The organism is Pseudomonas sp. TE24901 (assembly GCF_054058375.1).
In genome coordinates this window covers 40484-61146 of sequence record NZ_JBSSAF010000010.1, presented here as the reverse complement: position 1 = coordinate 61146, position 20663 = coordinate 40484, and the positions used below count along the sequence as shown (strand labels likewise).

The 20663-nt window shown below is 63.5% G+C and carries 20 protein-coding genes; 10 read left to right on the top strand and 10 right to left on the bottom strand.

Annotated features, from left to right (window positions below; genetic code table 11):
- Positions 1-150 precede the first annotated feature (150 nt).
- A complete protein-coding gene (locus ACVWVP_RS20410) occupies positions 151-1794 on the bottom strand; it encodes a sensor domain-containing diguanylate cyclase (RefSeq protein WP_178922230.1) in 1644 nt (547 codons plus the stop codon).
- Between the two features lie 167 nt (positions 1795-1961).
- Here ACVWVP_RS20410 and ACVWVP_RS20405 point away from each other — a divergent pair, with 167 nt between their 5' ends.
- On the top strand, positions 1962-2564 hold the full coding sequence (locus tag ACVWVP_RS20405; protein ID WP_457407702.1) for a LysE family translocator: 603 nt from the start codon (positions 1962-1964) through the stop codon (positions 2562-2564).
- Between the two features lie 3 nt (positions 2565-2567).
- Here the strand turns inward: ACVWVP_RS20405 and ACVWVP_RS20400 are convergent, their stop codons facing one another.
- A complete protein-coding gene (locus tag ACVWVP_RS20400) occupies positions 2568-3722 on the bottom strand; it encodes a DUF1624 domain-containing protein (RefSeq protein ID WP_457407700.1) in 1155 nt (384 codons plus the stop codon).
- A gap of 129 nt (positions 3723-3851) precedes the next feature.
- Here ACVWVP_RS20400 and ACVWVP_RS20395 point away from each other — a divergent pair, with 129 nt between their 5' ends.
- The 3 genes from ACVWVP_RS20395 to ACVWVP_RS20385 all read left to right on the top strand — a co-directional run bounded on the left by ACVWVP_RS20395 (position 3852) and on the right by ACVWVP_RS20385 (position 7825).
- Positions 3852-4349, top strand: a complete 498-nt coding sequence (locus tag ACVWVP_RS20395) for a sigma-70 family RNA polymerase sigma factor (RefSeq protein WP_457407699.1) — start codon at positions 3852-3854, stop codon at positions 4347-4349.
- On the top strand, positions 4346-5299 hold the full coding sequence (locus tag ACVWVP_RS20390) for a FecR domain-containing protein (RefSeq protein WP_457407697.1): 954 nt from the start codon (positions 4346-4348) through the stop codon (positions 5297-5299). Before ACVWVP_RS20395 ends, ACVWVP_RS20390 begins: the two co-directional genes overlap by 4 nt.
- 90 nt (positions 5300-5389) lie before the next feature.
- Entirely contained in the window at positions 5390-7825 is a 2436-nt protein-coding gene (locus ACVWVP_RS20385; protein WP_457407696.1) for a TonB-dependent siderophore receptor, read from the top strand.
- A 41-nt stretch (positions 7826-7866) separates the two neighbouring features.
- Here the strand turns inward: ACVWVP_RS20385 and ACVWVP_RS20380 are convergent, their stop codons facing one another.
- Positions 7867-8928: a HoxN/HupN/NixA family nickel/cobalt transporter gene (locus ACVWVP_RS20380; RefSeq protein WP_178922219.1), complete on the bottom strand. Its 1062-nt coding sequence runs from the start codon at positions 8926-8928 to the stop codon at positions 7867-7869.
- A 143-nt stretch (positions 8929-9071) separates the two neighbouring features.
- Between ACVWVP_RS20380 and ACVWVP_RS20375 the strand changes: the two genes are divergently transcribed.
- A complete protein-coding gene (locus tag ACVWVP_RS20375) occupies positions 9072-9620 on the top strand; it encodes a DUF924 family protein (RefSeq protein WP_457407695.1) in 549 nt (182 codons plus the stop codon).
- Here ACVWVP_RS20375 and ACVWVP_RS20370 read toward each other — a convergent pair.
- A complete protein-coding gene (locus ACVWVP_RS20370; protein ID WP_457407694.1) occupies positions 9617-11056 on the bottom strand; it encodes a hypothetical protein in 1440 nt (479 codons plus the stop codon). The two genes, ACVWVP_RS20375 and ACVWVP_RS20370, sit on opposite strands and share 4 nt — an antisense overlap.
- Positions 11057-11245: 189 nt before the next feature.
- Here ACVWVP_RS20370 and yfcF point away from each other — a divergent pair, with 189 nt between their 5' ends.
- Complete coding sequence (gene yfcF, locus ACVWVP_RS20365; RefSeq protein WP_259174829.1) at positions 11246-11878, top strand: glutathione transferase; 633 nt, start codon at positions 11246-11248, stop codon at positions 11876-11878.
- 3 nt (positions 11879-11881) lie between these two features.
- Here the strand turns inward: yfcF and ACVWVP_RS20360 are convergent, their stop codons facing one another.
- Positions 11882-12127, bottom strand: coding sequence for a hypothetical protein (locus ACVWVP_RS20360; protein ID WP_457407693.1), 246 nt, complete (start codon positions 12125-12127; stop codon positions 11882-11884).
- Between the two features lie 143 nt (positions 12128-12270).
- Between ACVWVP_RS20360 and ACVWVP_RS20355 the strand changes: the two genes are divergently transcribed.
- Both ACVWVP_RS20355 and ACVWVP_RS20350 read left to right on the top strand, forming a co-directional pair.
- Positions 12271-12915 carry an ATPase gene (locus ACVWVP_RS20355; RefSeq protein WP_178922214.1) on the top strand — a complete coding sequence of 215 codons (645 nt, stop codon included), beginning with the start codon at positions 12271-12273 and terminating at the stop codon, positions 12913-12915.
- A gap of 35 nt (positions 12916-12950) precedes the next feature.
- Positions 12951-13292, top strand: coding sequence for a hypothetical protein (locus tag ACVWVP_RS20350; protein ID WP_178922213.1), 342 nt, complete (start codon positions 12951-12953; stop codon positions 13290-13292).
- A 118-nt stretch (positions 13293-13410) separates the two neighbouring features.
- Here the strand turns inward: ACVWVP_RS20350 and ACVWVP_RS20345 are convergent, their stop codons facing one another.
- Together ACVWVP_RS20345 and ACVWVP_RS20340 are read right to left on the bottom strand one after the other, a co-directional pair.
- Positions 13411-14157: a creatininase family protein gene (locus ACVWVP_RS20345; protein ID WP_178922212.1), complete on the bottom strand. Its 747-nt coding sequence runs from the start codon at positions 14155-14157 to the stop codon at positions 13411-13413.
- 41 nt (positions 14158-14198) lie between these two features.
- Positions 14199-14927: a murein L,D-transpeptidase catalytic domain family protein gene (locus ACVWVP_RS20340; RefSeq protein ID WP_178922210.1), complete on the bottom strand. Its 729-nt coding sequence runs from the start codon at positions 14925-14927 to the stop codon at positions 14199-14201.
- Between the two features lie 40 nt (positions 14928-14967).
- Between ACVWVP_RS20340 and ACVWVP_RS20335 the strand changes: the two genes are divergently transcribed.
- Positions 14968-16548 carry a L,D-transpeptidase family protein gene (locus ACVWVP_RS20335; RefSeq protein ID WP_178922208.1) on the top strand — a complete coding sequence of 527 codons (1581 nt, stop codon included), beginning with the start codon at positions 14968-14970 and terminating at the stop codon, positions 16546-16548.
- A 116-nt stretch (positions 16549-16664) separates the two neighbouring features.
- Here the strand turns inward: ACVWVP_RS20335 and ACVWVP_RS20330 are convergent, their stop codons facing one another.
- The gene (locus ACVWVP_RS20330) at positions 16665-17696 is read right to left on the bottom strand and encodes an alginate lyase family protein (protein WP_457407692.1); all 1032 of its coding nucleotides are present in this window, start codon (positions 17694-17696) and stop codon (positions 16665-16667) included.
- A gap of 109 nt (positions 17697-17805) precedes the next feature.
- On the opposite strand from ACVWVP_RS20330, the gene dapF reads away from it, so the two are divergent.
- Positions 17806-18609 carry a diaminopimelate epimerase gene (gene dapF, locus ACVWVP_RS20325; RefSeq protein WP_457407691.1) on the top strand — a complete coding sequence of 268 codons (804 nt, stop codon included), beginning with the start codon at positions 17806-17808 and terminating at the stop codon, positions 18607-18609.
- Here dapF and ACVWVP_RS20320 read toward each other — a convergent pair.
- Together ACVWVP_RS20320 and ACVWVP_RS20315 are read right to left on the bottom strand one after the other, a co-directional pair.
- A complete protein-coding gene (locus ACVWVP_RS20320; protein ID WP_178922202.1) occupies positions 18606-19739 on the bottom strand; it encodes a PAS domain-containing sensor histidine kinase in 1134 nt (377 codons plus the stop codon). The two genes, dapF and ACVWVP_RS20320, sit on opposite strands and share 4 nt — an antisense overlap.
- On the bottom strand, positions 19729-20544 hold the full coding sequence (locus ACVWVP_RS20315; RefSeq protein ID WP_457407689.1) for an alpha/beta fold hydrolase: 816 nt from the start codon (positions 20542-20544) through the stop codon (positions 19729-19731). Before ACVWVP_RS20315 ends, ACVWVP_RS20320 begins: the two co-directional genes overlap by 11 nt.
- Positions 20545-20663: the final 119 nt, after the last annotated feature.

Sequence of the window (20663 nt, the reverse complement as noted above, 5' to 3'; positions counted from 1 at the left end):
GTGAGGGCCAGTGCCAAAACGTGCGCCAGCACTATCGTCAATGGGTGCATGGTGTGCTTCCTGAGGTGTTAAGGAAGCACGATTATGAAAAGCCTCTGCCAGCGGATACAGACGCTGGCGGATATTTCAGTGATAAGCAAAACCCAAGGTTTACGCCACCCGGTTCCTGCCCGCACCCTTGGCCTGGTAGAGCTGCATGTCGGCGCGCTTGAGCAGGGCCGAGGAGTCGCGGTCCGACGGCTCGGCCACGCCCACGCCAATGCTCACCGTCACATGGCCCACCGTGGGGAATTGGGCGGCGGCCACGGCGGCGCGGATTTTTTCGGCGACTACTTCGGGGCTGTCCGGTTCTTCGACTTCGGGTAGCAGCACCGCGAACTCCTCACCGCCGTAACGCGCGACAAAGTCCGTGGCGCGGGTGGTGCTTTCGATCAGGGCAGCGAGCTGGCAGAGCACGTCGTCACCCACAGCGTGCCCGTAGGTATCGTTGACCCGTTTGAAGTAGTCGGCGTCGATCAACAGCAGGGCGAAGGTGCGCCCGGTGCGCTGGAACAACAGACTGTTTTCGGCGAGTTTTTCATCGAAGCGACGGCGGTTGTAGACCCCGGTCAGCGCGTCGTGAGTGGCCAGTTTCAACAGGTCAGCGTTGGCCTGGGTGAGGTCGGCCGTGCGTTGGGCGACCGTCGCTTCAAGGGACGCATTGGCTTCCTGCAACTCACGTTCCTTGCTAAGCAACGATTGAGTCATGCGGCTGATGGACTGCCCCAGTTGGGCGATTTCCAGCACCGGATGCTCCTGGGAAAACACCGCGCCGGGCTGCTGTTCCTGCACAAGCTTGGCGGACTTGGCCAGGCGTTCGATCGGCCGGCTCAGGGTCAGTGCCAGGTAGTACGCCACCAGGCCGAACACGAGGGCGGCGAGCACGCCCAGGATCAGCAATTTGTACAACAGCACCCGTGCCGGTTGCAGGGCGATGTCCAGCGGCTGGCGGACCACGATGTACCACGACAGGTTGGCATTGGACGGGCTCGGCACCGCCACCGAGGCACTCACGTAGCCGTTGCCGGTGGTCCATCCGGTAGGCGAGTGCAGGTTGGCCTGGGGCATTTGCTCGCCCGCGAGGATCTCGGGGTAGAGCACCTTGCCGTCGAAGTCGATGATCAGTGCTTGCAGGTTGGGCGCGGCGTCCTTTTGCATCACCGCCGCATCGACGATCTGGGTCACCCAGCGCCAGTGCGCGTGGGCACCGAGCACGCCGATGGTTTCACCCTTGGCGTTGCGGATCGGCGCGGCAAAGTCGATAAAGCGCAACGGCTCACCCTTGGCCGCACTCGGCAACAGCTTGGCCAGCAGCACGGCTTCGTGGGGATCACCGGTGTACTCACCGCGCATGCCCGCCTGGAACCACGGGCGTTGCTGCACCGACTGATTGACCAGCAACCCCTTCACCGCCTGGCGCACACGGCCCTCGGCGTCCGCTACGCCCATCCACGCGTACTCGGCGCGTGACTGGGTGCGCAACTCCATCAAGGTCATGATGTCCGGTGCATCCAGGTTGCCCTGGCGGAACAGCGGCGCCTTGCTCAGCAACGACACTTCCAGCTGCCGCTCACGCAACTGCACCGCCAGCAGTGCCGCGCTGGAACGGGCGGTGCTGAGCAGCGCGTTGCCGCTGGCCTGCTTCACCTGTTCAGTGGCGATATGCCCTACGTAAAAGCCCACGATCAGCAGAGTGAGCACCGATAAACCGGCAAACCACAGGGTCAGGTGAGTACGCAGACTGGCTTTGAGCATTGGGCACGTTCACAGGCTAGGTGTCATTACATGGTAGGCGTAATCTCAGCCCCGGTGCCAGTTGCGATTCGTAGGCCCACCCGCTGCCGTGCCGACCTACGAACGTACAAGAACCCCCATGGCAGCCCTCAGTAGACTCGCTGCATTCCCTCTACTGCAGGTTTTCCATGGACATTTTTCTCTACGCATTCAGCGTCATGTACAGCCCCGGCCCGGTGAATTTCATGGGCCTTAATGCCGGGCTCACCGGCCAGTTCCGTCGTTCCACCGGGTTTTTCATCGGCGTGGGCTGCGCGATGCTGGTGTTGTTCGTGCTGTTTGGCTACACCGGCGAAGCGATCATCTCCCAGGCGGCGCTGCCCTACATTTCGTTGGTGGGCGGCGTATACACGCTGTACCTCGCGTACCAGGTGTTCACTGCGCGCACGGTGGTGGATGAGGCGGCGTCAACGGCGCCGACCAAGACCCTGACGTTCTGGAACGGGTTGGTGATCCAGTTGCTCAATCCCAAGGGCATCATGGCGGTGCTGCCGATCACCAGTGTGATGCTGCCGGCAGCGCACATCACCGGCGTGTCGATTGCGCTGGTGTCGGCGGTGCTGGCCTTTGGCGCGTTTGGTGCGCCGTGGGTGTACGCACTGCTCGGGGCTGGGCTGGGGCGGCGTATCAACGGGACTTCGGCGTTCACCGTGTTCAACCGGTGCATGGGGATTGCGTTGGCGGTGTGCGCGTACTTCATGTTTCACGCGTTTTATGTGCACATCGCGTAGGCGTTACAGGTATTTGAGCCAGGCCAGGTCGCGGCGGCGTGCCTTGAGCCCGGCAAACCAGCGCACGGGCGGATACAGCGCCAGCGGTAGCAGCAGCGCCACCAGCCACACGGCGCCGATGCTGTCGAAGCCGAAGTAGGTGCCGTGATTGAGGCCAAACAACGCCACGCACGCGACATACAGGATTTTCAGCACATACAGGTGCAGCAGATAAAAGAACATCGGCGCGGCGCCAAAGGTGGCCAGCAGGGCGATCCAGCGTTTGTGCCCCGCGCGCTCAAAGGCCAGCAACAGCAGCAGACCCACGCCCAAGGTCATCGCCAGGAACAACAGTGAAGGCGGGTACTTGGTCACGTTGAAAAAGCTCATCAGCGTCTGCACGCCACTGTCGTAGCTCTGCCAGGGCTTTTCACCGTAGCCATTGAGTGTTCGCACCACGGCAGACCCGATCAGCGCCCCCACACCCGCCAGCAGCAGATAACGCTGACGCCTCGCTGGCTGCAGGCCATTGGCAAACCACGGACCCAGGCCGTAACCCAGGGCAATTACGCCGATCCACGGCATTACCGGGTAGGTGGTGCGCAGGCGCAGCGAATCGCCGACTTCGATCCAGCTGCGCTCATGCAGGATCGCCCACAGGTTTTGCAGGGCCGAGCCGGGCGCGAAGTGCACGCCATCCAGCAGGTTGTGGCCAGCGATGATGAGCAACGCCAACCCAATCAACAGCGACCTTGGCAGCCATACCAGGGCGGCAAGGGCGAGCATGCTTACGCCGATGGCCCAGATCACTTGCAGGTAGATCACGCTCGGCGGCAGTTGGAAGGTCCAGGCGAAGTTGACCAGGGTGAATTCCAGCACCACCAAAAACAGACCGCGCTTGAACAGGAATGCCGATACATCCTGGCGGCCCTGGTATTTCTGGCCGTACAACCACGCCGACAAGCCCGTGAGCAGCACGAACACCGGCGCGCACAGGTGGGCGAGGGTGCGGCTGACAAACAGGGCCGGTTCGGTGCTGTCGATGTTCATCGGGTCGCTGACCTGGCGGTGCAGCAGGAAGGTTTCGCGCACGTGGTCCAGCAACATGAACAGGATCACCAGGCCACGCAGGGCGTCGATGGAAAGCAGGCGTTGGCGCAGGGGGACAGCGTCGGTCATGGGCGAGGGTCACAGGTCAGGCGAAAAATTGGCGTTATCCTATAACATTAATTAACGCGTTGCCGGTCTCTGTGGCTGCGATTAGAATGCGATCAATTCTTAATTACTTCCGGATTCCGGGTGATCTGCATGCCGTCTTCGCTCCATCTGCCGCTCCAGGCGCTGTACTGCGAACACCACGGATGGTTGTACCGCTGGCTCGACCGCAAGCTGGGCAACGCCAGCGACGCAGCCGACCTGGCCCATGACACCTTCATGCGCTTGCTCACGCGCCAGAACCCCGCAGGGTATGGCAGCGAGCCGCGCGCCTTGCTCACCCATATCGCCAAGGGCCTGATGATCGACAGCTGGCGCCGCCAGGAAGTCGAGCGCGCTTATCTGGAAACCATCGCCCATCTGCCGGAGCAGCACGTCCCGTCGCCGGAAACCCGCTGGCTGATCCTTGAGGCGCTGTACCGCATCGAAGCCATGCTGCGCGATTTGCCCGAGAAAACCCGCCAGGCGTTCCTGTTGTCGCAGATCGATGGCCTGACCTACCCGCAGATCGCCGATGAGCTGAAGGTGTCGCTGGCCTCGGTCAAGCGCTACATGCGCGATGCCTTCCTCGCGTGCCTGAGCGTGGCATGAACCCGTCCATCGACCCGCAGATCCTCGGCGAAGCCGCAGACTGGATGGTGCAACTGCAGTCCGGCAGCGCCACCGACGAAGACCGCCGCGCCGTGGCCCAATGGCAGGGCCGCAGTGCCCAGCACGCGCAGGCCTGGCAGCGCGCGGAAGCGATATTGGGTGACTTCAACAGCGTGCCCGGGGCCATCGCCGGTGAGACCCTCAAGCGCATCGGTCGCAAACAATCCCTGGGCCGGCGCCAGGCGCTCGGGCTGTTGCTGCTGGCGGGCCCGGCGACATGGCTGGCGTACCAGCACAAGCCCTGGCAAGCCTGGACGGCCGACCAGCACACGGCCATCGGCGAACAGCGCCCCCTCACCTTGCCCGACGGCACACAGCTGCTGATCAACACCAACAGTTCCTTGAATATCGCCTTCACCGACCAGGTGCGGCGCATCGAGCTGTTGCAAGGCGAGGTGATGATTACCACCGCCAAAGACCCTGCGCCGATACATCGCCCGTTTATCGTGCAGACCCGCCACGGCACCGCCCGCGCCCTGGGGACGCATTTCAGCGTGCGCGTGGGTGAGCAGAGCAGTCGCGTCGCCGTGCTTGAGGGGGCCGTGGAAATGCTGCCGGAACACGCCAGCCGTGGGGTGATCCTCAAGGCCGGTGAGCAGAGCGCGTTTGGCCGCGACAGCGTGGCGGCGGTGGAACCGTTGGCGGTCAGCGCGACCACCTGGGAGAACGGCATGCTGCTGGCCCAGCACATGCGCCTGGCGGATCTGCTCGACGAACTGGGCCGCTACCGCCCCGGCGTGTTGCGCTGCCATGAACGTGTGGCGGGCTTGACCGTTTCCGGCGCGTTCCCGTTGCGCGACACCGACGCCAGCCTGCGTTTGCTGCAGGAAACCCTGCCGGTGAAGGTCAGCAGCCTGACCGGTTACTGGGTCACCGTTGAGCCGCGCTGAATTTTTTTCACTGTTCGCTGAGACCTTTTTCGTTGTCGCCCGGTGTAGGGGAATAACCCTCACCTTTGCACCGCGCCGACAGGAATGCCCATGACCGCCACCCCGCACCCCATTCGCCCCTTGAAAGCCTTGAGCCTGGCTGTTGCCCTGGCGGCCATCGCACCGTTGCACAGCGCGCTGGCCGCCGAGGCCGCTTCCACCCGCGCGGCACGCAGCTACACCGTCGCGCCGGGGCCGTTGGGTAATGTACTGGCGCAGTTCGCGGCGCTGTCTGGGGTGCCGTTGTCGTTTGACTCCACGCTGCTCAATGACCAGCAGAGCGCCGGGCTGCAAGGCGACTTCACCGCGCAGTCGGGGTTGCTGCACTTGCTGCAAGGCAGCGGCTACACCTTGCAAAGCACCGGTACCCAGGGTTACACGGTGGTGCCCGAGGCCAGTGGCGCGGCCGTGCAACTGGGCGCGACCACCATCAGCGGCGAGTCGGGCGGGGCACAGGCGGACACCTATGGCGGCGGCCAGGTGGCGCGCACGGCACGCCTGGGTGTGCTGGGCAATCGTTCGATCAATGATGTGCCGTTCAGCGTGGTCAGCTACACCGCCAAGACCATCGCCGACCAGCAGGCCCGCACCGTGGGCGATGTGTTGCTCAACGATGCGTCGGTGCGTCAGTCCTCGGGGTTCGGCAACTTCTCCCAGATGTTCATCATTCGCGGCTTGCCGCTGAACACCGATGACATTGCCTTCAATGGCCTTTACGGCGTGCTGCCTCGGCAGATCATCACCACCGAAGCCCTGGAGCGCGTGGAGTTGTTCAAGGGGCCCAACGCCTTCGTCAACGGCGTGTCGCCGGCCGGCACGGGCATCGGCGGCAGCGTCAACCTGGTGCCCAAGCGCGCCGAAGACACGCCAACCCGCAGCGTCAGCCTCGACTACGCCAGCGACGGCCAGACCGGTGGCCACCTCGACCTGGGCCAGCGTTTCGGTGAAGACAACCGCTTCGGTGCGCGGGTCAACCTGGCCAGGCACGGAGGCGACACGGCCATCGACGATGAAAACAAAAGCTCGCAGCTGGTGGCCATTGCCCTGGACTACCGTGGCGATCGGCTGCGGTTGTCCACCGATTTCGGCTACCAGAAAGAACGCATCAACAACGGCCGCGCCGTGGTGTACCCCACCGGCACCCAAGTGCCCAAGGCGCCTTCGGCCAAGCACAACTACGCCCAGGACTGGAGCTGGTCGGAGCTTGAAGACACCTACGGCATGTTCAACGCCGAGTACGACCTCACTGACAACTGGACGGCCTATGTGGGCGGCGGTGCCAAGCATACGCGGGAGAACGGCGAGTATTCGTCGCTGTACGTGGGCAACGATGGCAGCGGGCGCGTGGGTTTCCTCTATTCACCCCACGATGAAGACAACAAGAGCGCGATGGCCGGGTTGAATGGACACTTCGACACCGGGCCGGTGACCCATCAGATGAACCTCGGTTTGTCGGGCATCTGGGGTGAGCAGCGTTCGGCGTTCGAGGCGATCACCCAGGCCAACCGCAGGCCCGGCAACCTCTACAACCCGACCCAGATCCCGCGCCCCACCGTCACCTACTTCGGCAGTGACATCCATGACCCACGGGTGGTCGGCAAGAATCGCATCAAGAGCGCCGCCGCCTCCGACACCCTGGGCTTTCTCGATGACCGCGTCCTGCTGACCGTGGGCGTGCGCCGCCAGACCATCGAAGTGGACGCGTGGAACACCACCACCGGTGCGCGCAACGCCAACTACGACAAGTCGATCACTACGCCGGTGTACGGCCTGGTGCTCAAGCCATGGGAGCACGTGTCGTTCTACGCCAACCGCATCGAGGGGCTGGCCCAGGGGCCGACGTCGCCGTCTACAGGTGTGACCAACCCCAATGTCACCTTCGCACCCAAGCGCAGCAAGCAGACCGAAGCCGGGGTCAAGCTGGATTGGGACAGCTACGGGGCGACGCTCGGGGTGTATCGAATCGAGCAGCCGAACAACGCCACCTCGCGTTTGCCGGGCAATAGCCTGGATACGTTCAGTGTCGATGGCCTGCAAATCAACAAAGGCGTGGAGCTGAATGTGTTCGGCGAGCCGATTGATGGCTTGCGCTTGTTGACCGGTGCGACCTGGATGCACACCGAACAGCAGAACACCTCCAACGGCCTGACCGATGGCAATCGTGTGGCCGGTGTGCCGCGCTACCAGTTCAACGTGGGGGCTGACTGGGACGTGCCGGGTATTCAGGGTGCGGCCGTCAGCGCACGCCTGTTGCGCACCGGGGGGGAGTACGTGAATGCCGCCAACACCCTGGACATCCCGGCCTGGACCCGCGTCGACCTCGGCGCGCGTTATGGCTTCAAGGCCGACGACAAGACCATCACCCTGCGCGCCAACCTTGAGAACGTGGCGAACAAGGCGTACTGGGCCTCGGCTTCGACGGCCAATAACTACCTGACCCAGGGGGAGCCGCGCACGCTCAAGGTTTCGGCTACTGTCGACTTCTAACGCTTCCTGGTGTTTGGGGCGACGCGGCGCGGGGCACCGCATCACAAAGGGTGACGGGTCTCAAGCTGGTCATACCGCTTGAGCCGATACAGCAACACCGATGCCCCCCAGCTCACCACAAAAATCCCGATGATGATGTACCCAAGCAGCCCGAAGCTGTCATTCAGGCTGCCGATAAACGCCCAGAAGCCACCCTTGAGTTCCAACTGGTCCGAGATCAGCCCCAGCGCCTCGATGCTGCCGATGACCACGGCCACCACCACCGACACCAGGGTAATGCTCATGTTGTAGTAAATCTTGCGGATCGGCTTCATGTACGCCCAGCCATAAGCCCCCAGCATCAGGTGCCCGTCCAGGGTGTCCACCAGGGACATGCCGGCGCTGAACAGCAGCGGGAACACCATGATCGACCACGGCGACAACCCTTGCGCCGCCTGCGTGGCGGAGATGCCCAGCAAGGCGATTTCGGTGGCGGTGTCAAACCCCAGGCCAAACAGGAATCCCAGCGGGTACAGGTGCCAGCTGCGGCTGATCAGGCGGAACAACGGGCGAAAGATCCGCGCCATGAACCCCCGGTCGGCCAGCAGCAGGTTGAAGTCATCCTCTACGTACACGCCACCCTGGCGCACATGGCGCCAGGCCTGGTAGATCGAGCGCAGGATCACCAGGTTCATCAGCGCGATCACCAGCAAAAACAGCGCCGAGACCGAGGTGCCGATCACACCACCCACGGCCTTGAACGCTTCGAAATGATCCTTGAGGGTCGCCGCCGTAAAGGCCACGGCGATAGACGCCAGCACCACCACCGAAGAATGCCCCAGGGAGAAAAAGAACCCTACCGCCACCGGGCGTTTTTGCTCTTGCATCAGCTTGCGGGTGGCGTTGTCGATGGCGGCGATGTGGTCGGCGTCTACCGCGTGGCGCAGGCCGAAGCTGTAGGCGAGCAGGGCGGTGCCTAACAACACCGGGTGCGCATGAAACGCCACCAGTGCCCAGAGCCAGGCGCCTACGTTGAGGGCGATCAACACGCCGTAGATGCCGAATAATTTGCCACGGACCTGGCTGTTCGAATCACTGAAAACCTGGGCAAGACGGTGGATCATCAGGTAAACCCTATCAAGGCAATGGCGCGACCGCTCCGACGCAGGAACGGCTCCGGGTGCTGAAATGCTTCAGGCACCGGGGAAAGTTAATGGATTCGGCACGCGCCTATGATGAAATCTGCGGGTTGAACAGGGGATTGAGGATGAACACGAACGGACAGTCTGCCCAAGCGGTGCTGGAATTTTGGACACAGGCGGGGCCCAAGCGCTGGTTTGCCAAGGATGAGGCGTTTGACGCGACGTTTCGCGACACCTTCTACACCACCCACGTGCAAGCGGCGCGGCGTGAACTGGAAGGCTGGCTGGAGACGGCGCAGGGCGCGCTGGCGTTGCTGATCCTGCTGGACCAGTACCCGCGCAATGCGTTTCGCGGCACGGCGCACATGTTTGCCACCGACCCGTTGGCCCGCCTGTACGCACGGCGGATGGTGGACGCCGGCCTGGACCAGCAGATCGAGCCGTCGCTGCGCGCGTTCTGTTATTTGCCGTTCGAACACTCCGAGGACAAGGCCGACCAGCAACGTTCGGTCGCCCTCAACCAGCACCTGGACGCCAACACCTTTCACTGGGCCAAGGAGCACGCCGACATCATCGAGCGGTTCGGGCGCTTTCCCCATCGCAATGACGTGCTGGCCAGGCCCACCACCGAGGAGGAGCGTGTGTTTCTCGACGCCGGTGGTTTCGCGGGTTAAGCCTCGACAGGCACCTGGATTTCCTTGGCGCCGGCGGGACGAAAGCGCCGCAGGCCCTTGAGGTCGACGGCCCAGCGCAGGGCCTCGGTGGCCGAAGGGCGCGGGCCGTGGCTGATCGCGTTGGCCTGGGTAGTGAGGTTGGCAAGATACCCCTTGGCGCCACCGCGCTCGCTCCAGTAGTGGGTGTGGCTGAGCCAGGAGCGGGCGAGCCAGCCTTTCCATTTGCCCACGGTCACCGGCAGGTCCAGCACACCGGCGCCCATCGCCGGGCTCACGGGGCCGCTGACAATGTCGCCGAACAAGCCCAAAGGCGCCGGGAAGTAGAGGTTGGTCCAGCGCGTCACCGCAAAGGCCGCCGCGTGGTGCAGGTATTGCGGGGTGAACGGCTTTTGCCCAAGCATCACAGCCTGGCGCGCGTTGTAGCCGTAGCCCTTGGTGTCTTCAGTGGGCGGGCAGGCGGGGGCTTCGCGGCGCTCCATACGCTGCTTGAAATCACTCACGCTGCGGCCCAGCAACAGGCTGGCGTGGGCCATGGGGCTGCCGACCGTGACCAGGTCGGTAATGCGCCACGGGTTGCCCAGGCCGCGCTGTTCGATGAACGCCTGGGCCTGCTGTTCGCGAAACTTGAAGAGGCTGCCCAGGCTGCCATCCAATGCGGTGCCAGCGGCGTGCAGGGTTTCGTTGATCACCGGTTGCAGCGGTTCGTTGTCGGCGTATCGCTCGGCCAACTCGCGGTTGCTGGGGATCACCTTGGTCAGTTGGTCGTGATGTTCATGCCACAGGTAACCGACGATATCGTAGGCAATCACGCTGCCCAGGCTGTGGCCGACCACGATGATGCGGTCGTAGTCGCCCTTGTTGTGCAAGGCGCGCAACAACGCTACGCCGTCGGCACGGATCTGTTCGCGCACCATCACGTTCTGCGGGTTGGGGCTGAGGTAGCGGGCGGCGTCGCCCAGGTACGACAGGGCGGAGTAGCGCAGGCCCAGGCCGATGGCGCCCATCAGCAGCGGAACCAGGGCGAAAGGGTTGTCGTGGTGTTCGAACTTGCCCCAGGCGGTGGCCAGGGTGCCGGTGGCCACCAGCAACAGGAATAGCATCACCGTCCAGCGCGTGGTGCGCCAGATCGGCACGATGGCGTCGGGAATGTCGCGGCGTGGGCGTTTGAAGATGTCCCACAGCCAGCCCAGCAGGTGCCCGACCTTGGTGCCCTGCATCTTGTGGGCCCAGTAATACTCGTAGAAGTCCGTGGTGGTGCGGCCCGATGACTTCAATACACGCAGGTCGAAGTTGCGTGACAGTCGGTCCGGCTTGCTCCAGTAGAAGGGCGTGCCGTCGGGCGTGTCGGCGGGGATCATCGCTTCCACGAAGCCGCGCAAGGTGTCCATCGGACGCTGTTCGCCGATGCCGTGGATGACCACAACCGCTTGTTTCATGTGCTGATCATTCCTTGAAAGCTCATTCCTAGAGAACCACGAGGGGCGGGGCGAATCGGCACGGTGGCCGATAGCCATAATATTGCCATCAACGCCGCTATTCCCGCCAGGAATGCCCCCATAAAAACCCTGCATTGTCATTCTAGTCGCCGATCTCGTAGCGTGGGCTTTCAACCAAGGAGTTCCGCCATGAGCCAAGCCCCGCTGCGCCTGTACGTTGATGCCCAATTCACCAGCCCCTACGCGATGTCGGTGTTTGTCACCCTGCTGGAAAAAGGCCTGGCGTTTGAAACGGTGACCCTGGACCTGGACGCCGCGCAGAACCAGGCGGCGGATTTTGCCCAGCTGTCCCTGACCCAGCGCGTGCCAACCCTTGAGGACGGCAACTTTGCGCTGTCGGAGTCGTCGGCGATCTGCGAATACTTGGAAGAGGCCTATCCCGACGTGCCGGTCTACCCGACCGACCTGCACCTGCGGGCGAGGGCGCGCCAGGTGCAGGCGTGGTTGCGCAGCGACTTGCTGCCGATTCGCCAGGAGCGCTCGACGCTGGTGGTGTTCTACGGGCAGACGATGCCACCGCTGTCACCCGTGGCCCAGGTCGCTGCCCGCAAGTTGATAGCGGCGGCGCAGGCGCTGCTGGCGGGTAACGCCGAGTACCTGTTCGGCGAGTGGTCGATTGCCGACGTGGACCTGGCGGTGATGCTCAATCGGCTGATCCTCAACGGCGACCCGGTGCCGGCCGAACTGGTGGACTACGCGCACCGCCAGTGGCAGCGACCCTCTGTGCAGGCCTGGGTCAACCTGCAGCGACCCGCACTGTAGCGGTTATAGCCATTCCTGGGCCACGCGGCGGTCCAGGTCTTCCCAGTCGGCCATGCCCAATACCCGCATGGTGTTCAAGCCACGCAGGTAACCGCGCAGTTGCTGGGCACTGGCGAAGGCCTGGTCGGCGTCGGCGGTTTCGTCCTGCAGCACGGTTTCATACTCGACCAGGTAATCGGCGACCCGCTCACGAAACTCCGGCAAGACGGCTTCGCGGATGCGGTCGAAGGTTTTCTGGTGGGGCTTCATGGCGGGTCCTTATCGTTATAGTGAGGTCGGGCTACGCGACACTATCGGTTCAAATGATAGTCACCATCAAGGATCGCAAGTTCTGTTTTTGTGCCATTAGTGGACAATTGCCCCATCGAGACGCCGCTCAAGGAGATCGCGCGATGAGGACTTTTATCCAACTGGGTTTGATGATGCTGATGGTGAGCGCCGTGGTGCTGACCAACCCGGCGATTGCCGATGATCTGCGTACAGGCCATTTGCTACCGATCGACGGTAGCGTAGACTCCCTGCAACGCGCGCAGTCGGTGGGTGTGTTGTACACCGAAAACACCCTCGACAACCTCAGCTACCTTGAGCGTTACCACACCATGGCCTTGAACGGCGCCAAGGATGCCCTCGATGGGCGCATCCGCCAGGCGTTCGTCAACAGCTCCGACCCGGAACTGGCCATTGATTGGTTGATGAGCTCGCTGCAGGGCACTTTTCTTTCGGTGACTGTCTATAGCAGCCTCGACGAACTGGTGCAGGCTCATCCCGATGTGGTGGTGATGCTCGATACCCATAACCAACTGTTGACCCAGCGTAACGATCAGGTCGAGGCGCGTTTTGTTGCACGGTTCTATGACGCGAACCTGCAATACATCGCCAAGGCCGAAGGTTCGGTGCGCAAACAGGTGCCGTCGGTGTGGGTGCATGACAAGGCGGCGCCCGAGATTGCCGCTCAGATCGAGCAGCAGCGTGACGTGCAACTCGATGCCTTGAAACAGTTTGATGCGTCGCTTAAAGCCCTGGTCCGCGCCGGCTGATGCGACTGACCCTTTTTATCTATTCAGGATGCTCTATGCGCTCTTTTTTCGTCCCGGCCATGGCCTCTGCTTCACTGTTGCTGGCCGGTTGTGTGTCTGCCCCGAATGCACCGACGCTGACCCTGCAGTCGGCCAAGACCACCGAAGGTTATCTGCAGTGCGTGCTGCCCAAGCTTGAGAAACATGGCATCACCTCCACCGTGACCCAGAATTCGCGCCACGCCAAAGTGGTGCTCACCAGCAAGATCGCGGCGGATGACGTGCTGGAAGCCTACAAGTCCCAGGACGGCACCAAGGTGTTCCTGTACGAGCGCAAGCCGCTGGCGTCGACCATCACGCCGTCGCGCCTGGAACAGGTCGCACAAGACTGCAAATAACTCACAATCCCCTGTGGGAGCGGGCTTGCTCGCGAAAGCGGTATGTCAGATAGAAAATCACTGACTGATACACCGCCTTCGCGAGCAAGCCCGCTCCCACATTTGGGGATGTGCAAGGCTAGGGTTTGGCTTCGTTGCTGAAGTTGTTAACCGTTTTGATCAGCCCCTGAGCAGCCAACGCCACCAACTCACCGCCTTTATCCACCGTCGCCAACGCCGGGTCCGAGCCCATGCGCCCGTCGGGGAAGCGTGCGCGAAAGTCCAGCGCTTCGCGAATCGGCCCGGTGTTGGCGATTTGCGGTGAATACTCGGCGGTCTTGATCGACTCCGGGTAGGCCCATTGCGTCACCGCGATTTCCGACGGGGTGGCATGGCTGCCGTGACCGACCGGGAACTGGCGCTGGGCCAGGTCGTTGACGCCTTCCAGGTCCCACCAGTTCACCAGCTTGAGCGCGAAACCGGCCGGGCGGCGGGCGAAACTCGCTTCGGCGTACAGCTCGGAAAACGCTGCTTCGATCGTGGCGATATTGCCGCCGTGGCCGTTCAGAAACAGGATCTTCTCGAAACCATGCCCGGCCAGCGAACGCACCCAGTCGCCAATCGCGGCGATAAAGGTGGAAGGGCGCAGGGAAATGGTGCCGGGGAAACCCAGGTGGTGCTGGGCCATGCCGATGTTGAAGGTCGGCGCGATCAGAATATCGGCGCTGTTCTGCGCCTCATGGGCGATGATTTCCGGGCACATCCAGTCGGTGCCCAGCAGGCCGGTGGGGCCGTGCTGCTCGTTGGACCCGATGGGCACCACCACCGTGCGGCTGCGTTCCAGAAACTGCCCGATCTCGATCCAGGTGGATTTATGTAGAAGCATTCGACGCTCTCTTTTTTCTGTCTTTTATATAGGGAGACAGGCTATCCGCCACGGATTGTACGACTACTCGCCACCTGTTGGGGCTTGCAGTTCAGATAGGTCGAAGACTTCAGCCAGCGCTGGTCCGGGTACCACGAAAACATGAATTGCCCATCCTTGAGCTTGTCTACCACCTGGCGGGCCACCTGCGGGCGCACGGCCGGGCAACCCTGGCTGCGGCCAATGCGGCCTTCGCGCTTGCTCCAGGCCGGGTTGACGTAGTCGGCGGCGTGAATCACCAGGGCGCGGTCGCGGGCCTGGTCATTGAAGCCCGGTTCCAGGCCGTCCATGCGCAACGAGTAGCCATGGGTGCCCAGGTAACTTTCCTGGGTGCGGAACAAGCCCAGGCTGGATTGGTGGCTGCCTTCGCGGTTGGAGAACTGGGTGGCGAAGTTTTCCCCGGATTTGGCACCGTGGGCCACCAGGTCACGCAGTACCAGGGTCTTCTTGCGCAGGTCGAAGATCCACAGCCGACGGGCGGTCGAGGGCTGGGAGTAGTCAATGACGGCGAGTCGCTCGGAGCGTTCCTCGCCGTTATTGACCGCACATTGCACTGCGCTCAGGGCGCTTTTAAGCACCGTGGGATTGAGTTCTGGAGCCGAGCGCGCGAGGCTGCTATACAAGGTAGGAGGGTTGCCATTGGCGGCGAGCGCAGAATTGCTCAATACAGCCAGGCTCATGGAAATCAGACCCAGGGTGATCGGGCCTAACCGGTACATAAAAGTCAGCATCTGCAGTACATCCCCCCGCTGCGGATTGGAGTGAAGCCAAGTGTTCAAAAAACACGCATGTTACTTGAGCATTTGCCTGCTCGTTGCACCACTGGTCGCGACAGCTGACGAGGTGCCATTGGCCCCTGTGCCCGTGCTGTCGGTGAGCCCGGTGCAACAGGCACTCGCCCAGTTGCCCAGCGTTTGCCCCGACCTTGCCCCGCACATCGACCCGGCCGCCCAACTGCGCCTGCAAGCGTTCTACCAGCAGCAGGGCGATGCGCCGTTGTGGACCGAGGCCGAGCGCCGCCAAGCGTTGCACGCTCAGTTGCTGATGCTGGCGGATGACGGCCTGGACCCATCCCACTATAGCCTGCCCACGGCGGATGCCACGGCCAACGTGCTGTGCACCGATATCGGCACCAGCCAGCAGTACCTGCAAGCCCTGCAGGACTTGCATTACGGGCGTCTTCAGCAATCGCGTTTCGAGCCGTTGTGGCATTCCCAACCGCCGGCCCGCGACGCCAACACCGAAGTGCTCGCCTTCGCCGCCACCGGCCTGCAAGACATGGCCCAAGCCTTCGACCAGGCGCGCCCCAGTGCCGATCTTTACCGCAGCCTGCGCAATGCCTATTCCGCCGTGCGCCAGCAACCATTGCCGCACTGGGACCCGGTGGCCACCGGCCCGTTACTGCGCCCCGGTATGGAAGACCCCCGCGTGCCGGAATTGGCGCGGCGGCTGATCAGTGGCGGCTACCTGGCCAAGGCACCGAGCGGCAAGCAATACCGTGATGACCTGGTCAAGGCGGTCAAGGCCTTCCAGCTCAGCCACTCGCTGCAAGCTGATGGCGTGATTGGTGCCGGCACCGTGGCCGAACTCAACATCAGCCCGGCGATCCGCCGCGACCAACTGCGCATCAACCTCGAGCGTTTCCGCTGGCTGGCCCAGGACCTGGAGCCCGAAGGGGTGGTGGTCAACGTCGCCGCAGCGCAACTGAGCGTCTATCAGAGCGGCATTCCCGTGTGGCAAACGCGCCTGCAAGTCGGCCGTGCCGAACGCCAGACGCCGCTGCTCAAGTCGCGCATCACCCGGCTGACCCTCAACCCCACCTGGACCATTCCGCCGACCATCATGCGCGAGGACAAACTCCCGGCCATCCGCCTCAACCCCGAATACCTGCGCCAGCAAAACCTGCAGGTGCTCGACGCCCAAGGCCACCCACTGATGCCGGACCAGGTGGACTGGTCCCGGCCCGGCAACATCCTCCTGCGCCAGGACGCCGGCCCGCGCAACCCGCTGGGCAAGATCGTGATGCGCTTTCCCAACCCGTACTCGGTGTACCTGCATGACACGCCCAGCCAGCCACTGTTTACCAAAGGCCCACGGGCGTTCAGCTCGGGCTGTGTGCGGGTCGAGCAACCGCTGCTGCTGCGTGACCTGCTGGTGAGCCCGGCCGAACGTACGCGCACCGATGAACTGCTGGCCACCGGCCTGACCCACGAGTTCCGGCTGGCCACGCCGGTGCCGGTGTTGCTGGGGTACTGGACGGTGGAGGTCAATCGCGACGGCGGGCTGGTCTACGCGCCCGACATCTATGGACGCGACCCCGTGCTGATCAAGGCCATGGGCACCGTGCTCTAACCCATCTCCCTAACGCGGTTTGTAGTGAGCGGGCTTGCCCCGCGCGGCGGTGTGTCAGGTACGTCATGTGTATCTGACACACCGCCGCGCGGGGCAAGCCCGCTCACTACAACAGGTTATTTCAAATAGCAGGTGTTGATCCAATCGGCGGGGTGGTCTGCCAAGTGTTTGGCCACCGGCAGATAACGCGGGTCCAGCTGCGCCGCCAGCCAGAACAGCGTGGCGCTGCTCTTGGGCTGCCAGGTACCGGCGTAGCCGACTTCACCGACCTTGGCGCGGGCTGTGTCGAATGGCACGTGGGTGTGCACGAATTCCTCGTGGCTGCGTTGCCCGGTGGCATAGGGCTCCAGCCAATCCAGGGCGGCGCCCAGTGATGCGCCGTTGGCGTTGAGGGTGAGCCAGTCGCCGCCGATGCCGTAGGGCTTGGCCGCCAGCGCAGCTTGCACAAGGGGTTCCAGGTCGTAGACCACGTAATGCAAGGCGTCGCGGTCCTGGAAGTCGGTCACCGAACCATCAGGCAGCACGTTATCGGCAATCTGCTGCTTGAACAGTTGATGGGCCTGCTCAAGCATCGCCCGGTCGCCCAGCGCGGCGGCGGCCACGGTCACCAATTTGACGCGATGGCTCTGCCAGTTGTTGGTCTGGGTACCTTTTTTCTGCCCGTGAAACTGCTGGATATGCGCGATGTAGCCGTTGCCCAGGCGGCTGATCAACTGGCGGGCGGCGTCGCGGGTCTGCGGGCGCAGGTGATCGGCCGTCAGCGCGTAGGCATGGATCAGCATGTCGAGGTTGGTTTCGTCGATCGGGTTAAAGTCCGGCTGGTACACCTCGGCCCAGGCCGCGAGGTAGTCGTCGACTTGCTGGAGGTAGCGCGCATCACCGCTCAAACGCCAGGCCAGGGCCGCCTGGCGCAGGATCGGCCAATCCTTTTCCGCTGCAATGCTCTGCTCACGAATCCCTTGATGGGGCAGGGTGCCTTCGGTGTGCAGGTGGGCCAGCGGATGGGGCTGGTCGCCCAGATGGCGTTCGGCGGCGGCCAGCAAGGCCTTGTTCGTCGGGTTGGCGGCGGGCTGGCACAGGTCAGCGGCCAGGGCCGCATTGGAAAACGCAGCCAGCACAGCAGCCAGGGCAAAGGCGATTTTGTTCATGAAGAGCTCGGCAGGATTGGCACTAAAATACGCTAGCACGCGACCGAATCCGCCGGGATGAAACTGCCGTATGCTTAGGCTCCCGTTCAGCTCGCCCACAGGAGCGCCCATGACCTTGCCGTTTGTGAAGATGCACGCCCATGGCGACGACTTCATCATTATCGACCGCCGTGGCCTGCACGACCCCATCACCGCACAGGTCGCGCGCACGCTCGGCGACCGCCACACCGGCATCGGTTTCAACCAGCTGGCCGTAGTGCTCGACTGTGACGACGCCGCCGCGCGCATCAAGTTCTGGAACCCCAACGGCACGCCCCTGGCGACCTGCGGCAGCGCCACCCGTGGCGTGGCCGACCGCTTGATGCACGAAGCCGGCACCGACACCATCGTATTGCGTACCGACCGTGGCTTGCTGATCTGCGAACGTGCCAGTGGGCAGCGCGTTTCGGTGGACATGGGTCAGCCCTCCCTGGACTGGGTGGCCATCCCCCTGGCCGAAGCGCTGGACACTCGCCTGTTGCCCATCGACGGCGACCCGGCCGCGTGCAGCATGGGCAACCCGCACCTCACGTTTTTCGTGGAGGACATTCACGCGGTCGACGTCGCGGCACGCGGCCCAGCGTTGGAAGTTCACCCGCTGTTCCCGGCCAAGACCAACGTGCATTTCGTGCAGGTACTCGACCGAGGTCGCATCCGCCTGCGCATCTGGGAACGTGGCGGCGGCGTGCCGCTGGGCTCGGGGTCGTGCTGCTGCGGGGCGGTGGTCAACGGCATCCGGCGTGGGTTGCTGGACGACCGCGTCGAGGTGCAGTGCGACGGTGGCAGCGTCACCGTGCAATGGGACGGGCAGGGCGGCGTGATATTGACCGGCCGCGTGGAGCCGATCATGCAGGGCACTGCCTGCGGTTTCTAGAACGTCACGGTAAAGGTGGTGCCCTGGGTGGCGCAGGAACTCACGGCCACGTCGCCGCCGTGCACCCTGGCCAGTTCGCGCACGATGTACAGGCCAAGGCCCACGCTGCGCACATCACTGCCTTGGTCGGTGCCTCGGGTCATGGGTTCGAACAGCCCGGCCAGCAACGTTTGCGGGATGGCCGCGCCGTGGTTGTGGACCGACACTTCGCAGCCGCTGTCGCCCAGGCGTGAGGTGATGGTGATCGGCCGCAGCAGGTCGCCATATGCCACGCTGTTGGCCACCAGATTACCGATGATCTGTTGCACGCGGTCGGCATCCAGGCAGGCGTCGCCGTTGCCTTCGGTGGTGTGCTCCAGCGTGGCCTTGGGGAAGGCCACGCGCAGTTCGTCCACGGCGCGATGAATCACCGCATGCAAATCCAGTGGCGCGGCCTTGATGGTGATGCCGTGGCCGACCCGGGCCTGGGTGAAGTCCAGCAGGTCGGCGATCATGCGTTGCGCACGCTCGGAGGACTGGGCGATATGCCCCAGCAACTGGCGCTCCTTGGCGGTGCGCTCGCCCCGGTTGAGAAAATCCGACGCCATGCGAATGGCCGTCAGCGGGTTTTTCAGATCATGGCTGACGATTGCGACCATCTGCTCGGCAAACAAGGCTCGACGCTGGGCAATGGCATACGCCTCGCTCAACTCGGCCTGGGCATTTTTGAGGGCCAATTCGGTGGCGGTTTTTTCCTGCAGCAGCGCCTCGGCCAGGTTGCGCGCGTTGAGCAACTCGCGCTCGTACTTGTCGCGGTCGGTGGTGCCGAACAGTGCCAGGTCATGCACCACGCCGCCTGCCTGTTCGCGCTTGAGGCCATTGAGCAGCACGGTCACCTTGTGCCCGTCACGGTGCAGCATGTCGAGCTTCACTTCGGTGACGCTGCCGCGCATGCGCAGCATGGGCGCCAGGTGGGTCTGGTGGAAGATCCGCCCGCCCATGGTCAGCAGGTCCTGGAAGCGCCGGCCGCACAGCTCGGCGGCGCTGAACCCCAGCCAGTCGCTGAAGCGGGCGTTGGCCTGCAGGATCGTGCCGTCTTCGGCCGTGACGGCCAGGGCACAGGCGGCGCTGTCGAACAGGTCAGCCGGCATCGGCGACCGCCCACGGCGCCAGGAACGCCTCCATGGCCGCCGCACATGCCTGCGGCGCGCTCATGTGCGGGCAATGACCGACGTTATCGACCAGGCAATAGGTGCTGTTGGGCAACACGCTGTGCAGGTATTCGCCCACGGCGACCGGGGCGATCAGGTCATCGCTCGATTGCAGGATCAGCACCGGGGTGGTGAGGCCGGCCACGTCCTGGCGGTTATCCGACAGGAAGGTGACCCGCGCAAATTGCTTGGCGATCTCCGGTTCGGTGCGGCAGAAACTGTCGGTCAGTTCCTCGCTCAGCGCCGGTTGCCCGGGTGCCCCCATGATGACCGGCGCCATGGTGCTGGACCAACCGAGGTAATTGCTGTCGAGGGTGTCGAGCAGGTCGTCGATGTCGCTGCGCGTGAAGCCGCCGATATAACCGACGTCATCGATATAGCGCGGGGAAGGTCCGATCATCACATGGGCGGCGATACGCCCGGGCACCTGGCGGTCGGCGAGGGTGCCGATCATCGCGCTGACCGAATGGCTGACCAGAATCACCGGGCCGACGGCAAAGGCGTCGATCAGCTCGTTCAGGTCACGGGCATAGCCGTCCAACGTGCTGTATTTGGCCTTGTCGAACGCACTCAGGTCCGAGAGCCCGGCGCCGACCAGGTCATACATGACCACCCGGAAGCGCTCGAAGAATTGCGGTGCTAGGTCGTTCCACATCGCCTGGTTGCAGCCGAAACCATGGGAAAACACCAGGGTCGAGGTGCCGTGGCCCATCACACTGACGTTGTTGCGGTGGTGTAGGTCCATGGGCTTCCCGGTTATGGCGTTTTGCTAGTGTGTTGGGAGTTTAGATAGTCAGGCGCGCGGGGTCACGTGTTATAGCGCCGATAGGGTAAAGTCGGCGCCTTCAGGAAGAAACTTCAGGT

Coding starts and splice junctions, on each gene's coding strand:
- ACVWVP_RS20410 (WP_178922230.1), bottom strand. CDS start 1,794: ATGCTCAAAGCCAGTCTGCGTACTCACCTGACCCTGTGGTTTGCCGGT.
- ACVWVP_RS20405 (WP_457407702.1), top strand. CDS start 1,962: ATGGACATTTTTCTCTACGCATTCAGCGTCATGTACAGCCCCGGCCCG.
- ACVWVP_RS20400 (WP_457407700.1), bottom strand. CDS start 3,722: ATGACCGACGCTGTCCCCCTGCGCCAACGCCTGCTTTCCATCGACGCC.
- ACVWVP_RS20395 (WP_457407699.1), top strand. CDS start 3,852: ATGCCGTCTTCGCTCCATCTGCCGCTCCAGGCGCTGTACTGCGAACAC.
- ACVWVP_RS20390 (WP_457407697.1), top strand. CDS start 4,346: ATGAACCCGTCCATCGACCCGCAGATCCTCGGCGAAGCCGCAGACTGG.
- ACVWVP_RS20385 (WP_457407696.1), top strand. CDS start 5,390: ATGACCGCCACCCCGCACCCCATTCGCCCCTTGAAAGCCTTGAGCCTG.
- ACVWVP_RS20380 (WP_178922219.1), bottom strand. CDS start 8,928: ATGATCCACCGTCTTGCCCAGGTTTTCAGTGATTCGAACAGCCAGGTC.
- ACVWVP_RS20375 (WP_457407695.1), top strand. CDS start 9,072: ATGAACACGAACGGACAGTCTGCCCAAGCGGTGCTGGAATTTTGGACA.
- ACVWVP_RS20370 (WP_457407694.1), bottom strand. CDS start 11,056: ATGAAACAAGCGGTTGTGGTCATCCACGGCATCGGCGAACAGCGTCCG.
- yfcF (WP_259174829.1), top strand. CDS start 11,246: ATGAGCCAAGCCCCGCTGCGCCTGTACGTTGATGCCCAATTCACCAGC.
- ACVWVP_RS20360 (WP_457407693.1), bottom strand. CDS start 12,127: ATGAAGCCCCACCAGAAAACCTTCGACCGCATCCGCGAAGCCGTCTTG.
- ACVWVP_RS20355 (WP_178922214.1), top strand. CDS start 12,271: ATGAGGACTTTTATCCAACTGGGTTTGATGATGCTGATGGTGAGCGCC.
- ACVWVP_RS20350 (WP_178922213.1), top strand. CDS start 12,951: ATGCGCTCTTTTTTCGTCCCGGCCATGGCCTCTGCTTCACTGTTGCTG.
- ACVWVP_RS20345 (WP_178922212.1), bottom strand. CDS start 14,157: ATGCTTCTACATAAATCCACCTGGATCGAGATCGGGCAGTTTCTGGAA.
- ACVWVP_RS20340 (WP_178922210.1), bottom strand. CDS start 14,927: ATGCTGACTTTTATGTACCGGTTAGGCCCGATCACCCTGGGTCTGATT.
- ACVWVP_RS20330 (WP_457407692.1), bottom strand. CDS start 17,696: ATGAACAAAATCGCCTTTGCCCTGGCTGCTGTGCTGGCTGCGTTTTCC.
- dapF (WP_457407691.1), top strand. CDS start 17,806: ATGACCTTGCCGTTTGTGAAGATGCACGCCCATGGCGACGACTTCATC.
- ACVWVP_RS20320 (WP_178922202.1), bottom strand. CDS start 19,739: ATGCCGGCTGACCTGTTCGACAGCGCCGCCTGTGCCCTGGCCGTCACG.
- ACVWVP_RS20315 (WP_457407689.1), bottom strand. CDS start 20,544: ATGGACCTACACCACCGCAACAACGTCAGTGTGATGGGCCACGGCACC.